Genomic DNA, 16313 nt, shown 5'->3' with positions numbered 1-16313 from the left:
TGAATGCTTCCCGTCTTCATACATCCCAAGAACAGGACGACGGCCCGCAAAGGGCAATCGGCCCGAATAGCTAATTGCTTCGGTTTCAGATGGAGTGCTGCGGCAACGAGGCAAGTTGCGCGGCGAACTCCTGCCAATTCTTTGCACACATCTGAGCGACCTGGGCAACGGCCGGTATCCGGTGCGCGGGAATGACCGATATCAGCTGTTCACGGGTTCGCCGGTCGACCCCGGTATCGAGTAACCGCAAGAGTGCCCGGCCCTTCTCACTCGATCGAATCGACGGATCACGTCGCAGACTGGCGAGGATCGCGCCAGCTCCCGATAGGTCCAGAGCCGTTGTGCTGTCAGCACGTTGGAGTTCGCCTCTACGTACGGCGGGTCCCTCACCCCTCGACAACCGAGCCTTCACATCGCTGACGGTTGCGGGTGATAGTCCTACGGCCCTGGCGATCTCGCGCAACGAAGCATCGGGCCGGGCACCTAGCAAAGCCGCTGCCTGCTCCCGGGCTCTTGAGCTGTCGACCGCCCTTGCCTTACCGTCCCGCCCGACTCGCTTGTTCAACCGATTCTCGACCGCAGTTGAACAGTCTCGGGTCGCGGCAACTGTTTTCGTCGACAGTCCGGTATATTCCGCGATCGCGCGATCGGACCAGTCCGGGTGAGTGCGAGTGATCCGACTCGCGGCAGCCAGCCGTTCCTCACGCGAAAGCGGCAGGCCATGTGTTGTATTGGCATGGACTGCCAGCACAAATGCGTCGGCCTCGGTGCCGGTGAAGAACGAAACTTCGATCTCTGATTCACCACGCAGCCGAGCCGCCCGCAACCGGTGCGCGCCATCGATGACTTCCATGGTCGCCCGACTCACGATGATCGGCGGCAACACCCCGTCCACATCGGCCAACAACCGAGCATGCTGTGAATTCTCCCCCCGCAACCGTGGCGTCTTCGCCACCTTCAGCTCACCGATCGGCACCCTGACTGGCTCGGCACAGCACCCCGCCCGAATACCTGACACCTTCTGGTGCCCCCTCGACGATATCCCCAAATCTAGCATCCCGACCCCCGATCAAGTCAGTTACATTAACCTCTAATCAATTTGGACGCAGCAGATCCAAAATCGGTTCCCCCTTCTTTCACCCAGCAGGGATTGACACTGACACTCGCCGACGTGGTGTCCTCGAACTTGCCTGCTATCCCACGCGACCGGCACATCGCCTCGCATCAACACCGCGTTTTACGCGCTGCAGCACGTCCCGCTTGATTACGAATCACAGAGCGACAGATCCGCGCGAACCCATCCGCACGCCGCCATACCAGAACTCCACTGTCACTTGGGCCGGATGCAGCAGGTTCACGATCGGTTCCATCATTTTGAGACTTCTCTCTCCAGCGAACCGAAGCCCTACACGACAACCGGGTCGCCATACACTACGACCGTTTCGTCATCGATCTTGGATTTCGTTGACACCATCACGTAGGAACGGACTGTGAGTCCGGTAAGGCAGCCCTCGGCTTTGATACTGGTTCGAACGATATCGGTGCGCGGCTCGTGATCTTTGAGGGAGATCTTTTCGATGATTATGTCCGAGATCATTCCCGCTGCTAGGCTAGCGGTTATTTTCGGTTTCACTGCTATTTTGGGTGAGACGTTCGACCGCCGGTCGTCCGGCGACTCGAACACCTGCGGAGTTATCACGAGCAGGCTTGGCGATACGAGTCCGGCATCGACGCCGAGGGACGTAGTGATCGACTGCAGGGATGCTGCGCATCCGACGTGATAGCCGACTGTGAGCTCGGCGTCCTTCAGGTTCTTGAAGACAGAACCCTTGATCTCGACGTAGGCCGAATTGCTCACCACCGCTTCCCGAGTCGGAATGAGTCCGGGACCGGTCGCGTTGACGACTTCCTCGTCGCGGTGTCCGACGATCAATGTTCGACCGTCCGCGGTCCGGACCGACAGTTCGTGTCGGTCATTTCGCGGGGCGTCGGCTGAGGCGTTGGGTGCACCGGCGATCAGAACGACCGCGGTGAGCGATACGCCCCACCAGGCACCACGAATTCTTGGTTCTACCTTCACCGCAGCGCGTCCGTGTTTACAGCGGGACCGGGTCACCGTAGACCGCGAGCGAGTCGTCGGCTTGGGCGGATTTCGCGGCGATGATCGTGTATGAGCGGATACTTGCCGGTCCCACACAGCCGTCGATCTTCACATGGGCATTGCGGGTGGTGATGAATGCTTTGGTGTCCTCTATCGACTTTTCGCCGGTAGGGAGATCGGCGATCTTACCGGGTGCCAGCGTGACTTGGAAGCTCGGCGTAATCGAGGCGGTCGGACCGATATTCGCCCCGACGGTGGGTGTCGGGATGCCGGGTTGGATGAGGATGCCCGGCGTGAAGCCGACGTTCACCGTAGCGCCCAGGGTGATGGATGTCAGATCTACCGCACATCCGACGTGGTAGCCCGTCCGTAGTACCACACCTTGCAGTTTTGTGCCGTGCCCTGCGATCGAGCCGTAGGCCTGGTTGGTTACGAAGACTTCGCGGGTGGTGCCGATGCCGTTGAGCGGGGGGACAGTGTTGGCTTCCTCATTGTGGTGGCCGACCGCTAGCTGCCAGCCATCCTCCATGGTGACGGAGCTCTCGTGGGATGCCATGAGCAGCCCCTCCGCCTCGGCGTTGGTGGCACAGGCCAGCATAGCGGCGCCTATGGCCGCCACGGCCGGGATCAAGTTCTTGGTACGCATCAGCTCCCCCTTTCGATCGAGTGAACCGAGTCGACCAACTCCCGGGGCCGCTCGGCATTGCGACCGGAACCTTAGGGCGCAGCTGGCGGGCGTCACAATCCCGCGATCGGGCCGTACATAGCGACTGTGCAGGTCACACACAGTGCAAATGCAGTCCGGTCCGGACACAGAACGGCAGGTTCATGCACGAACGTGCATACCGAATGGGGACAAGCAGATCACACACCTCGCCTCGCTGGCCTGCTACGGGCAGGTGACGAAAAATGTTGGAAATCAATGGAACTGAATCAGCATCGCCATCGTCTATACCTGTCGTAGAGACAGATACAACCGACCAGTCGTCAACGACGACGCGGTCTCAAAACTGTTCGGGGGAACGCATGACGCTGGCATCAACTGACACAGCCCAGCACGCCAACAATGGGAACAATGGGAGGGACGACCGGGGCGAGTTCGCAAGACAGCTGTCTGCCCTGCATCGGGACGCGGGCACCCCCTCGTTGCGATATGTCGCCAAGCTGGCTCAGCAGCGGGCACGCAGTACCGAGGGCGCGGATCGTTCGGTACTGGCGACGGCGCAGCGGATCAGTGACTGGATGAACGGACGCAACGTTCCGGCACGGTTCGAATCACTGGTTCCGGTCCTGCATGTCTTGGGCGCACGGGCACGGCGCCGGGCCGGAACTCCCCGCGAGACAGTGAGTCTGCAAGCCTGGAGGTCGCTGTGGACGGCGGCGCGCCGAGCCCCAGCCGCCCCATCGGACACCACAAGCCAACCGCCGTATCCGAATGCCGAAGCGTTCTCAGAAGGGCAGGAACCCGCATTCGTCGGGCAGCAGCGCGCCATCGGTTCCATCCTCAAGATGGTTCGAGCATCGGGACGTTCAACGCGCAATGCCGATGTCATAGTGCTCACCGGCGCATCCGGTGTCGGCAAGACCGCGCTGCTACAGGCCGGCGTCATTCCGATCCTGAACGCAGAGTCGACGCAGTGGGGGGTCGTCGTCACTACGCCAGATCGCAATCCTCTCTGCTCCCTGGCGCGAATATTCTGTGCCACAGAATGTTTCAACACACCGGAGCCTGATCTCGACGCCGTCCGGCGATGGGCAGGTGACCGTCGGCTGCTGCTGATCGTCGACCAATTCGAACAGTGGTACCGGCCCGATGTTGATGCGACGGTCCGCGAGAGGTTCCTGATCTGGCTGAAGCAGGTGTCGACGATCGGGTCGGTGCTCGTTGCAGTGCGATCCGACCAGCTCACCAGTTGCTCCCAGCATCCGTGGCTGGCGCATGCCGTTCAGCACAACAGGTTCACGCTGAACCCCCCAGATCGTCAGGAGCTTATGTCGGCCATCGTCGGTCCACCACGCACACGCGGAGTCACAGTCGACCCTGCCGCAGCAGAACTGCTGATCACCGAGCTAGCAGGAAGCCGACCGGGCAGCAACGACCCCACCGCCGACGCCGGCGTGCTACCCCTGCTGTCGGCGACCATGCGATCGATGTGGGCAGGTCACAGCGGACGTCGACTGGACCTTGCCGCGTATCACCGGGTCGGAGGCGTGGCCGGAGTAGTCGGTCGAATCGCCGAACAGACCTGGGAGGCGTTGACATCGACAGAACAGCTCGATGCGCGTCACATACTGCTGGCACTGGTCACCGTCCACCGCGACGGCACCATCACCCGCGGCCGGATATCGACCGCCGAACTCGCTCGAGTCGCCGCACGGACCAGCACCGGGACCGACCTCATTCACCGGTTGGTGCAGGCACGGCTGATCACCCTGGAATCCCAATATGCCTGCCTCGTACACGACGCCCTACTGAAGTGGGACCGACTATGTGGCTGGATAACCGAGCATCGCTCGCAACTGATCTGGCGGCAACGCATCGAAGACGACGCCGCGGAGTGGGAGGCCGCCCACCAAGACCCCGGCCTGCTCTACAGGAGCAGTCGGCTGACTATGGCAATCCGATATGCCGACCCCACCATGAGCACACTGGCCACCGCATTCCTCCGCGCTTCCGCCAGAGCCGAACTCGCTGCACCGCCAGCACAGCTCCCACCCGAACTCAAGAATCCGAGAACCGCCCGACAGTGAGGACAGCCCTCAACGCCACGCATCACCTCCGCTCCGCGACCACGGCCGTCAGATAACCGGACGATCGGCGATCTGGCGCTGCTGCTTCGACACCAGACACTTGCGATCACATTGGTGCCGAAAAATCAATCACGAAAGAAACGGTGGGTGAAGGCATGTCGGCAGAAAGGAAGGAGGCCGAGCCGGTTCAGTCTAACACTTCAAAATGCCCCTTTGTCCGGACCGGACTGAACTTTAGCCCTATCGACCTGCCCCGACACAGATATCGTTCGATACTTATATTGAAAACATCGATACCTTACTGCCACAATCTTATTGTGCATGATCAATCGACTGCAGAATTGATAGTCTTTGCATCACATGAGTCCTTGATTACATAGCATCGCAAGGGGATCCAAAATTCGACTTTAAAATTCCTTTGCCAGACGGCCCCTATCCCCTTGCGAAAGAATCAATCCTCCGTGGCCGCCGGGTTGTGTATAAGCATGGTCGGTTCAGCGAGACTACGGTAATGGCGAGTACCTGCAGTTCAGATACGCCAGCGATTGCCGGGATGCGATCTGGACAACTTGCGACAATCAACTCGTATACAGATTGAGCCACTTCATGATCTTTGATAAAGTATTTACAAAACGGTTTCGAGTGCGCTTCTCACGATGTGCTGCCACGGTCTTTCCAATTACTCTAAATCGATCTGCTTATGAAATAACTGACCCGCATGCGGTTGGTTCGCGGGAGCGAATCTACGGTGCGACATGCGCTCGAAGCACCGAATGCGCGGCTTGGCTGGCGGTTGCCCTTAATCCGCGGCAGCTTCGCTAGTGTCGCACTGACGGGGTCGCGAGCTGGGGTGCGTCAGGCTTTTGGCAGATCCTCCCGCCGTGCCCTGCCAGATTGTTGGCGCAGAGCGGTTCGTTGCGAGCGCCGATCTGCCTGGGTGACGATAATCTGCCGACAGCTGTGCTTACGTCGGTGGCGACAAGGGTTGCGATAGGACTCAACGCGCCAGCGAAGGTCGTTGAGCAGATAGCCGTCGGCTTCCACCCAGGCGTGGGCCTGAAATACCCGGCTGAACCGTGATACCCAGGACGATATCGGCGCAGACCCCGGGAACCCCGTTGAAGTACAGATACCCGCAGATCGAGTCCTCTAGACACGCGATGTCGCGACCCCGGAACGCACGAAGATATCGTCGGAGCGTTGGTCGTTGGCCGTAGCCCGATGGTGGTGTCCCTGCAGGCGGCCGGCTGGTGGCGGACCGGTACGGTGCGCATGCGCGCAGCGCGAGCCACGGCGGCGCATCCGAGTCCAGCAGTCCAGTCACCTCGTCGCGGGTCGTGGCCCAAGAGCGGTTCGGCGGCAGCGCATTCAGGCGGAATCCAGCACCCCAGGAAGGGTGGCGAGAGGGATCACGGTGTCCGCTCCACCCAACAGCGAAGCAGTTGCGGTAAGGGACAATTCGCTTGATGCGGGCGCGATTGTTGAGCCTCCAGAGCACCTCGCCGACGCCCGAAGGACTCGGCCAGCATCCAGAGCGTGTTTGTGACCGGTACTTCGCCGAGCCGGAGACAGACACCCAGCAGTCGAAACTGCTGGGCATCCAGCATGGAAGGTGTCCATCTGCCGTCGTCAGATGGCCTACTGGGAAAGTTTCGGCAGCGGTGGATCCGCCCCCGGCGGTGGTGATGGCGCCCATCCGCAAGTGCCAGGTGGCGGGCTCGGTCAATGCCCCATTCCGAGTCCGCCGTCGACCGGTATGACCGCTCCGGAGATGTAGCTGGAATCGTCGGATGCCAGAAAGCTGATCGCCGCAGCGACCTCGTCGGGTCGGCCGATCCGCTGGAGCGGGATAGCTTCGGGTGCAAGTTGGCGGTATTTCTCGTCGAGGGCGCGAGTCATGTCGGTATCGACGAAGCCCGGTGCAACCACGTTGGCGGTGATCCCGCGCGAGCCGAGCTCTCTGGTAATCGAGCGGGCCAGACCGACGAGACCGGCTTTCGACGCCGCGTAATTGGCCTGGCCTGGTGTGCCGGACATTCCCACCACGGACCCGAGGAAGATCACACGTCCCCAACGCGCGCGGAGCATGGCGCGACTGGCACGTTTGGCGACCCGGAATGCTCCGGTGAGGTTGGTGTCCACGACGCTCGTGAACATGTCCTCCCTCATTATCGTGAACAGCATGTCGTCGGTGATTCCCGCATTGGCGACGACCACCTCCACGTCGCCTTGTTGGCGGGAGACCTCGGCGAACGCCTCGTCGACCGAGTCTGCGTCATTCACATCGCACCTCACCGACAACAACCCGTCCGGGGCACCCGAGCCGCGGTGAGTGATGGCAACTCGATGACCATCGGCGTTCAGCCGTTGAGCAACAGCAAGCCCGATTCCCCGGTTTCCTCCGGTCACCAGAACCGATCGCGGTGTGGCGGTCTTCGACACAAGATCCCTTTCGTCGCGTCAAGCGAACTACGCCTACCGTCATGGGCGTAGGAGGCCTCGAACCGTCCCCAGTCACATGCCCTCGGGGACTTGGCTCCGCACGGCAGGGTAGACCTTCCACGCGAGTCGCTGTCAAGCAGCAGGGGCCGGGTCATCGGTGCGGCGATGAGCCCGCGAGTGCTCTTGCGTTGTAACGGATTCGGCTCCGGAGATGCGGAAGAATGATTGCACGCAAGCACCTTCGAGACGGACGTGCGCCATCACGACTGCGCAGCAGTCGAACCCGGCTGTGATCGGATGTTCTGCTTGATCGCGGACCCTACCCGTGGTGCGACCGGCGGGGATTCATCCAGGACGCGATCGCCGAGACACGGTGCTACGGCGTCTATGGGCGGCGAGAACATCGATTCACCGCTTTGAGGACTTACACGGTGGCGGCGAAGCGGCAGTGACACCTGACAACTCAATCCGATTGGGCCACGACTGGATTGCACCGATTCGCGGGTCCAGGTCAGCCACCGTCGAGCGGGTCGAGAATGGCGGTCCGCGGCTTCCACAACCCGCCGTCCGGGCCCCATAAGCGCGGCAAGCGCTGTGGCCTTTCACAAGTTGATGGGTGGCGCGATGGCCGATATTGTGAGCCCGGCTAAGGGGGTAATGTGAAACGGTGTCGGACCAGAGCGAGGGTGATCGAGGGAGCCACTTCCCCGACTCGGGTCACACCCGCCCGATCGAGACCCGAACAGGCTACTCCCCCAACGGAACCCACGCCACTGGACCATCGGCTGGAAGACCCGCGTCCGGAGCTCTCGACATCAGGTTCGAGAACCGGCTCGCCACGGCACGGAAATTGGAACAACACAACCAGTTATACCGCTATCCGGCACGACCTGGAGAGGTTAATGATAAACCGGTCGGATTTTATTGAGTGTTCGCTTAGCCAACAGCACGATCGGTCGTCATTACCCAACGATCTGGACTCGCCGCTTGCGGGGTCACAGAGATTGCTTGACATTGCGGCGAGAGCAGGCGCATCGAAGGTCGAGGTTTCTCCGCTGCTGTGCGGCGACAGGTGGGGCGACGCACTGCATCAATTGATCCAGAACACCAGCGAGGAAGTGATTGTCGCCGTTTCGAACCCATCGATGACCGGACGCCACCATGGACTGGAACAGTTGTTGATCGAGGGCTTGGTACCGAACGGTCGGCAGGTCAGACTGTTGCGCTCCTCGGGATATGCAAGATCGCGTGCGTCGGTTCCAGACAGCGCGGCGATACGGCCGCATATCCGAATAGCGGTCGGAGAATTCGACAACACGGTTATCGTCGATCGCAAAATTTCGGTGGTCTGGAGTAGCGCGGACGATTCGACCCGCCGCGGATTTGTTGTTGACGAGCCTGCGATGACAGCTGCCATTCGCCGGTACACGCTGACGCTCTGGAATTCCTCCGCGATGATACTGCCTGGTTCACAGCCATACATTCCTGCGCTGGATGATGCCTCGATCGCGGTCATGACTGCACTCAACACCGGAATGACCGACGAAGCCGCAGCGCGGACATTGTCCGTCTCGGTGCGTACCTATCGTCGCTATATCGCCGAGGCCATGACCCAGCTCGGTGTCACCACAAGGTTTCAGCTCGGCGTGCGCGCCGCGGAACTGGGTGCTCTGCTGGATCTGAGGACGGCAAGTTGATGTGTGTGTATCACCGAGGATGACGGCACAACTTCGTCTGCCCACCCTCGGCGTGCGGTGACAGGGCCTCGATGAAATTGCTTGTCTGCCAACACGATCTGATCCTGCTGCCTGGCCTCTGGCGACTGTCGCCCGGTCGTGCGACCGATCCTCGGTGGCGCCACGAGGGCAGGTGATCGCCGGCGAAGCGCTGACGGGTGCCATCGGAGTTCCGCCTCGACCGTCGGCACATTGCAACGCTGCGAGAGCAGGCACTTCACCGCACGCCTTGCGCACCCGTTGGCAGAGCGTCGGTCCCGACACACGGGAACCAGCGACGGATCGCGAGCAACCGGAGCGAGGATCTCGTCTGGATGTCCCGGCCAGCCGATTTGGCAGCTTTTTGCCAACCCCAGGCCAGAACGCCCATTGTCACAAATTGCAACCGGTTCTACCTTCGCCTTTATGGCTTTCAACGTTGCAGACCTCTTCGAGCATGCGGTCGATGCAGTACCCGACCGCACCGCAATCGTCTGCGAAGGTCGCCGAATCACCTACCGCGAACTCGATGAACGCGCCAACCAGCTGGCGCACTACCTGGCGTCGCGGGGAATCGGCAGGGGCGACCACGTCGGTGTGTACTCGCGCAACTCGATCGAAGCCCTCGAGACCATGATCGCCACCTACAAGCTGCGTGCGGTATCGGTGTCGGTCAACTACCGGTATGTGGCCGAGGAAGTCCGCTACATTGCCGACAATGCCGACTTGAAGGCCGTTGTACTCGAACAGGGATACGCCGACGTCGTGGCCGAGGTCGCACCAACCACGCCGAAGCTGACAGAGTTCATCGTCGTCCACGACGACAGCGACAAGGACTACTCGCGCTTCGGCGGGATCTCCTACGACCACGCGCTGGCCGGGCAGCACACGGTACGCGACTTCGAGGAGAGAGCATCCGACGACCTCTACATCCTCTACACCGGCGGCACGACCGGATATCCCAAGGGCGTGATGTGGACCCATGAGGATGTGTGGCGTGCGATCGGTGGCGGTATCAACCACATCACCAGTGAGTATGTCGCAGACGAGTGGGAACTGGCAGCAAAGGCAAAATCATCGCCCGACGGTATCGTGACGGCGCCACTTTAGCCCCTGATCCATGGTGCGGCGCAGTGGGCGGCCTTCATCGCGCTCAACTCCGGTGGCACTGTCGTGTTCGTCCCGCAATTCGACGCGGACCAGGTGTGGAAGACCGTCGAGCGCGAGAAAGTCAACGTACTCACCGTGGTCGGAGACGCGATGGCCAAGCCGCTGCTCGAAGCCTACAAGCGCAACCGCTATGACGTCTCGAGCCTGTGGGCGTTCTCGAGCCATGCGGCGCTGTTCTCACAGGCGCTCAAGGAGCAGTACCTGGAGCTGTTCCCCGATCTCTTCATCACCGATGTGATCGGCTCTTCCGAGAGCGGCAGCACCGGACTCGCAGTGGTGAGCAAGGACTCCGACCACTCACAGGGCCCACAGGTGAAATACAACGCACAGACCGCAATCTGTCGATGACGACGGAAACCTCGTCAAACCCAAGCCCGGAGCCATCGGGCGCATGGCACGCCGAGGGCATGTGCCGCTGGGCTATTACAAGGACCCGGAGAAGACCAGAACCATTTTCGTCGAGGTCGACGGAGTGCGCTACGTCGTGCCTGGTGACTATGCACGCTACGAGACCGACGGCACCATGACGCTGCTCGGGCGTGGCTCGGAATGCATCAACACCGGCGGGGAAAAGGTGTTCCCCGAAGAGGTGGAAGGCGTACTCAAGTCGCATCCGGATGTGTTCGACGCCTTGGTGATCGGAGTCAAGGACGAACGGTTCGGCAACTCGGTAGCGGCGCTGGTACAGCCACGCGGAAACACGACACTCGACCTCGCGGGCATCGACGCGCACGTGCGTACGAAGGTTGCCGGTTACAAGGCGCCGCGCGGATACTGGATCGTCGAACAGGTCATGCGCCAGCCCAGCGGCAAGGCCAACTACCCTGCCGCCAAAAAACACGCCGCGGAGAACCCTGCTCTGGTGCGTTCGCCGCGGTGATGATGTTCGCGCGGATGCCCGGCCGTAGCTCACAACAACTTTCGAGCATCCGCGCGGCATTTCCCCCGTCACAGAACGCATCTGACGCAGCATGATGCACCCGAAGCACGTCGCCCGCGCTTGGCATCGCATCGCCGGTACAGTCAGCGAACCAGGCCGCGATCGACGTTCACCCGGTTCGAAATCCACCCCTCAGCCGCCGGTTCGAACTTAGCCGGGAGCCCCCTCCCCGCATCGCGTGTGCGACGGTTGGGCCCAGCGCTCGGTCGCCAGTGGAGGTCTTCGATGCTGTGCCGCAGCGCTTTTCGGTCGTGGACTACCTCCATCGGAGCGAGATAGCACCGTCTCAGGGTTCGCAGATGGCCGCCAGCGGAGCCAATCGGCATCATCGTCCAGGTGGCCGCGCGGCGGGTCGCATCCGTGACGCGCGGCCTGTGTGGACAGTAGTCGATGCGCTGATCGAGAGAGACGACCAGATGCCTGTCAACAGTTCTACCCAGCCCAACCCTCAGTAGAGATGCCGGGACCGCTGTTGACGACATCGACGCTGGTGGCCCCTGAGTCGTGGGGACGCGGTGTTTCGGCTGCAGCCAAGGCCGCAGTGATGGCTCACCCGGTGGCCGCGGCGGTGGAAAGTTTCCACGTCAGTATCCGCGGCGATAACACCCGCAGTGTGAAAGCGATCCTCAAGATCCCCGGCGTCCAGTTCGTCGGAACCTCTGCAGAAGACGTTCACCCATGGCGGCACTATCGCTGGCCACCGTGGCAGTAGCGCGGGGCCAACGAACGTGGTGCATCAGTGGGCAGGCCGGACGAACTCGCGCAGCCGTTTGTCCCAGGTGCAGTCGGCGTGACCACCGGCGAGAGTGGCCAGAATTCGCCACGCAGTAGCGGAAAACCTCGCGGCCCAACACATGGCAAACAAAGGAAGCACCGCAGTCGAATCGAATCCGAATGCCACCAACGGATTACAGGAAACCAGCCGGACACGGCGACGCATTTGACCTCTGTTCGCTCCTGCCCTATCGTGACCAGGGTCAATAATCCTCAAACACGCCGATGTGTCACGCGCGAACCGAAGTGCGGTTATAAGTCCCTCTCGCGCACTACTCGAGCACGTATTTGCATCAAATTTGATGCAAATACGTGCTCGATCACCTCCTCGCACACGTTCCCCCTCGCTCGGGCAGTCAGACCTGGCCCAGATGCGACAGCGAAGCCGCTCGCAGCACACAAGTTCCGTCACCGGTGACGCCTCCGGGTGCGCGAGTAGAAGTTCGCTCGTCCCTCTAACACGCGGCAACGGCACAACTGAGACGGACGCGTGCACGAGCGATCCCTCGCGCACCCACTGGCACACACGCATTGCACAGTTCAGCCACCCGGGATGTTTGCTGGACAGCGTCGAGGACCACATCCTGATCGAGCCGGCGACGATGATGTGTCGGTGCCGTCCTGCCGGCCCTCACACCGATGCCGCTGAGCCGTTTCGGGACGTGCGGCCACTCACGTCCCGACCCCGCCGCTCACCGCCATGCCCGAGCAGAAACCCGTCTGACGTTGGCGGTTAAGAGTTCACGTACCGTGCTGTCCGTGGCCGGTGTAGATGAGGATGTGGCATCGAAGATTCCGCGCACGTCCAACCAAGCAAGGACGCAGTTTGCGACACCACAACCGCCCCCATTGATCAGCCGTAGACCGATGACAGCGACAGCCACCAAGTCAAGGACCGTGACCTCGGCCGCGTCCCGCAGCCAAGACCAACGACTGACTGAACGCGCGGTATGCGGCATATCGATGGGTATCGCGCATCGCGTATGGCCCTGGTAGCAGAGACGAATAGTTCGTGTAGTCAGCTGGGCGAAAGTCCGATGCCGCCAACGGAACCCCCACGTCTGACTTTCGCGACCAGTCCGCCCTGCCGGGAACCGGCGCTGAGCTGGAGATCGCCTGGAGGGTATTGTCGCGCAAAGACATTCGAGTGACATGGCGGAACGTCCGCCATAGGGGTTGGCGCGCCATGGCTATCTGACCGAGTGCGGTGTCGGGCTGAATCGATCGCGGTCTGCTGAGGAGTGCGCCGAATGCCGAGTATCGAGGAACGCTTCCATAACCTTGCCGGTGCCGTGCCGATCCCGTCCCCGTGGGACCTCGACAGCTACCTCACTGCTGTCGCGTCATACCGGCACCGACCGATCACCCTGCGGCCTACGGATACCACAGCGCTGGCGGGGACCGGCTGCGGCACTGGCAGCGGTCTGTGGATCGCTCGTCGCGACGACGACATCATCGTCTACGACCGCGCAACATCACGGTGGCATGCCCAGCACATCATCCTCCACGAGATAGGGCACATGCTGTTGGAACACGACCAGCAACCAGTAACGGAGACCGCCGTGCCCGCTTCGACGGTGCAGATGCTGCTGCCGTCAGTGTCACCAGAAGCCGTTCGGCTTGTGTTGGGTCGCAACGCCTACGACAGTGACCGCGAGCGCGACGCCGAGAGGTTCGCAGACCTGACGATGATGCATACGAACACACCGCAACAGTCGAGTTCCCCCTTGCGCGGCACGATCTTTCGAGATTGGCGCCGATGATCTCTCCTATCCCCAGTTATCTCGCCCTACCAGTCATCACCCTTGTCGCCGCGATCACCCTTGCCCGATGGGTACTGCTACGTGAGTCCGCAGTTGACCGGCTGATCAACCGCTCGCTGAGCTGGGCCGTGGTGGGCTTGCTCTTGCACGAGCGGGCTGTCGCACCCAAGATCGCCAGCCTGCTCCACCAGCTTTCACTGGGATCGATCCTGTTCATCCTCGCCGGAATCTATGGCCTCGCCCAACTGTGGGGCGGCGCAGATCCGACCACCACCAGGCAGCGGCAACGCCGCTACGACGCCGCGACCGCGACCGTGTTCGCGCTCGTACTGGCCGCGGGCACCCCTGCCCGCCATCAAGGCCTACTCATAGACCAGGCCCTCGGCTGGCCAGCAGTAGTGTTCTGGGCCGTCTTCGGCGCGCCGTTGGCGGTCTGTGCAGTGCTGGTCCTGCGCGTCAGCATCCGCGAATTCCGCACCGACAACCTCGCCACTCGTGAAAAACTGGTCTACTATGCGATTTTCGCTGCGGCCGGTGGACTGCTGATCGACGCCATCGCCGGACCGTTGGTCGCCGCGTTCGACACCATCACCGCCATCCCGTCCTCGGATCCGCAGATGATCCGCAAAGCAGCCACCTTCTTCGTATCCACACTGGCCGCAGCGCTGATCACCGCGATCCCCCTCGCCACCACCGTCTTAGCCCTTCTCGACTGGGACCGCGCCGGCCGAGCTTGTCGGCAGTTGCAGCCGCTATGGCATGACCTCACCGCCGCGTTCCCCGGTCTCGTGCTCTACCCGGCGGCCGAACTGGCCCAGATCGACACCACGGTTCGGCTGCATCGCATGACCGTCGAAATCCGTGACGTCCTACTGCAATTGCGACCGTACCTACCGAACGATGCCCCGGATCCACGTACCGGCGGTCGGCGAGCGGAAGCCGAGTATGCGCTCCACCTCGCTACCGCACTGAACGCCAAGATCCAAGGCGCACAACCAGATTCGTCGCTGTCGAAGCCAGCCGCCAGAGGCGGCGACACAACAGGTGATCTGGATTCCGAACTGCGCAGCTTGCTCGTCGTGGCCCGGGACTGGCCAGGCGCGCAAGCCCGCATCACCGCGGCGCCGCCGGTAACGTTGCCGCCGCATCAACCGAGCAAGGAGCAAACCCGTTGACCCACGTGTCCGACCGGCCCGCCGAGCACATCCCTCACCCTCCGTTCCGGCTGCCGCTGCTCGGCGACGTGCTCACCATCAACCCGGCCAAACCGACCCAGGCCTCGATGCGTGATGCGCGTCGCTACGGACCGATCTTCGAACGCCTCATCGTCAGCTATCCCATCGTTATCGTCAGCGGTCCCGAACTGATCGCCGAGATCAACAACGAACAGCACTGGACCAAGAACGTCGGCGTGCTGTTCAAACTGATGCGCCCCATCGCCCGCGACGGACTGTTTACCGCCTACAACCACGAACCGAACTGGTCCACTGCGCACAACATCCTCAGCTCCGCCTTCACCGCAGAAGCGATGCGCAGCTACCACCAAACCATGACCGACACCGTCGCCGACCTGATCGACTACTGGTCAGCACGCGAAGGCCAGTGGATCGACATCGCCGACAGCACAAACCGATTCACTCTCGAAGTCATCGGCCGCGCCGGCTTCAGCTACACCTTCGACTCATTCACCCGCAACGAGCACCCATTCGTCGCGGCGATGACCCGCGGACTGCGCCACATCAACCGCAACGCCAACCTTCCACCGTTCCTGCACAACCTCCCCCGAGGCCGCGCCGCGCAGCACCGCAGCGATATCGCCTTCGCCCACCAACTCGTCGACGACGTCATCGCCACCCGCCAGCGCGAAGACCCCGACAGCACCCGCGACCTGCTCGGGCTCATGCTCAACCATGCCGACCCGAACACCGGCGAGAAACTCGACGTTCGCAATATCCGCCACCAAATCCTCACCTTCCTCGTCGCCGGACACGAAACCTCCGCTGGTGCACTGGCTTTCGCCTTCTACTTCCTGGCCAACCACCCCGACATCGCCGCCAAGGCCCGCACCGAAATCGACGAACGCTGGCCCGAACGCGACCGCCCCGACATCACCTACAGCGACGTGAGCAAACTCCGCTACCTGCGCCGAGTCGTCGACGAAACCCTGCGACTGTGGCCGATCGCCCCCGGATACTTCCGCGAAGCCCGCCACGACACCACCATCGACAACGGCCGCTACCGATTCAACAAGGGCGACTGGGTCTTCGTACTCACCCTCCAAGCCCACCGCGACCCAGTCTGGGGTCCCAACCACGACGAATTCGACCCCGACCGATTCCTGCCGGAGAATCTACGCAAACTCGGCACCTACGTCTACAAACCCTTCGGCACCGGCGAACGCGCCTGCATCGGACGCCAATTCGCCTACCACGAGATCCTGCTCACCCTCGCCCACACCATCCACACCTTCACCTTCGAACCCGAACCCGGCTACCAACTCGACGTCCGCGAACAAATCACCCTCAAACCCAACGGATTCCGCCTCAAACTTCACCCACGGAACTAGGTCGTGTCTCCTAATGATTTGAGCCATTCCACGATGAGGGCCAGGACGAATCCGGCGCGGTAGGTGATGGCCAGCTTGTCGAAGCGGGTCG

At 61.9% G+C, this 16313-nt stretch carries 10 protein-coding genes and 1 pseudogene; 7 read left to right on the top strand and 4 right to left on the bottom strand.

Going from position 1 to position 16313, the window contains the following annotated elements; genetic code table 11:
* Nucleotides 1-85: 85 nt before the first annotated feature.
* The 3 genes from ACWEO2_RS26280 to ACWEO2_RS26270 form a co-directional block, all read right to left on the bottom strand.
* Nucleotides 86-976 carry a transcriptional regulator gene (locus ACWEO2_RS26280; RefSeq protein ID WP_452407743.1) on the bottom strand — a complete coding sequence of 297 codons (891 nt, stop codon included), beginning with the start codon at nt 974-976 and terminating at the stop codon, nt 86-88.
* A gap of 429 nt (nt 977-1405) precedes the next feature.
* Nucleotides 1406-1933, bottom strand: coding sequence for an MspA family porin (locus ACWEO2_RS26275; RefSeq protein WP_452407742.1), 528 nt, complete (start codon nt 1931-1933; stop codon nt 1406-1408).
* A 163-nt stretch (nt 1934-2096) separates the two neighbouring features.
* Nucleotides 2097-2747, bottom strand: coding sequence for an MspA family porin (locus tag ACWEO2_RS26270; protein WP_452407741.1), 651 nt, complete (start codon nt 2745-2747; stop codon nt 2097-2099).
* A gap of 380 nt (nt 2748-3127) precedes the next feature.
* Here ACWEO2_RS26270 and ACWEO2_RS26265 point away from each other — a divergent pair, with 380 nt between their 5' ends.
* A complete protein-coding gene (locus ACWEO2_RS26265) occupies nt 3128-4852 on the top strand; it encodes an nSTAND1 domain-containing NTPase (protein WP_452407740.1) in 1725 nt (574 codons plus the stop codon).
* A 1722-nt stretch (nt 4853-6574) separates the two neighbouring features.
* On the opposite strand, the gene fabG is transcribed toward ACWEO2_RS26265, so the two are convergent.
* Nucleotides 6575-7294 carry a 3-oxoacyl-ACP reductase FabG gene (gene fabG, locus ACWEO2_RS26260; RefSeq protein WP_452407739.1) on the bottom strand — a complete coding sequence of 240 codons (720 nt, stop codon included), beginning with the start codon at nt 7292-7294 and terminating at the stop codon, nt 6575-6577.
* 1004 nt (nt 7295-8298) lie between these two features.
* Here fabG and ACWEO2_RS26255 point away from each other — a divergent pair.
* The 6 genes and pseudogenes from ACWEO2_RS26255 to ACWEO2_RS26230 all read left to right on the top strand — a co-directional run bounded on the left by ACWEO2_RS26255 (nt 8299) and on the right by ACWEO2_RS26230 (nt 16222).
* Nucleotides 8299-8991: a TrmB family transcriptional regulator sugar-binding domain-containing protein gene (locus tag ACWEO2_RS26255; RefSeq protein WP_452407738.1), complete on the top strand. Its 693-nt coding sequence runs from the start codon at nt 8299-8301 to the stop codon at nt 8989-8991.
* Nucleotides 8992-9435: 444 nt separating this feature from the next.
* Nucleotides 9436-11059: pseudogene (locus tag ACWEO2_RS26250) on the top strand (acyl-CoA synthetase).
* A 517-nt stretch (nt 11060-11576) separates the two neighbouring features.
* Nucleotides 11577-11831 (top strand): hypothetical protein, encoded by a 255-nt coding sequence (locus tag ACWEO2_RS26245; RefSeq protein ID WP_452407737.1) that lies wholly within the window; start codon nt 11577-11579, stop codon nt 11829-11831.
* Nucleotides 11832-13143: 1312 nt separating this feature from the next.
* Complete coding sequence (locus ACWEO2_RS26240) at nt 13144-13656, top strand: hypothetical protein (protein ID WP_452407736.1); 513 nt, start codon at nt 13144-13146, stop codon at nt 13654-13656.
* Nucleotides 13653-14831, top strand: a complete 1179-nt coding sequence (locus tag ACWEO2_RS26235; protein WP_452407735.1) for an MAB_1171c family putative transporter — start codon at nt 13653-13655, stop codon at nt 14829-14831. Before ACWEO2_RS26240 ends, ACWEO2_RS26235 begins: the two co-directional genes overlap by 4 nt.
* A 5-nt stretch (nt 14832-14836) precedes the next feature.
* Nucleotides 14837-16222, top strand: coding sequence for a cytochrome P450 (locus ACWEO2_RS26230; RefSeq protein WP_452407864.1), 1386 nt, complete (start codon nt 14837-14839; stop codon nt 16220-16222).
* The last annotated feature ends 91 nt before the right edge of the window (nt 16223-16313 follow it).

It is taken from the genome of Nocardia sp. NPDC004278 (assembly GCF_053602975.1).
Note: the sequence above shows the minus strand (reverse complement) of the source record. Positions and strands in the feature narration are given on the sequence as shown.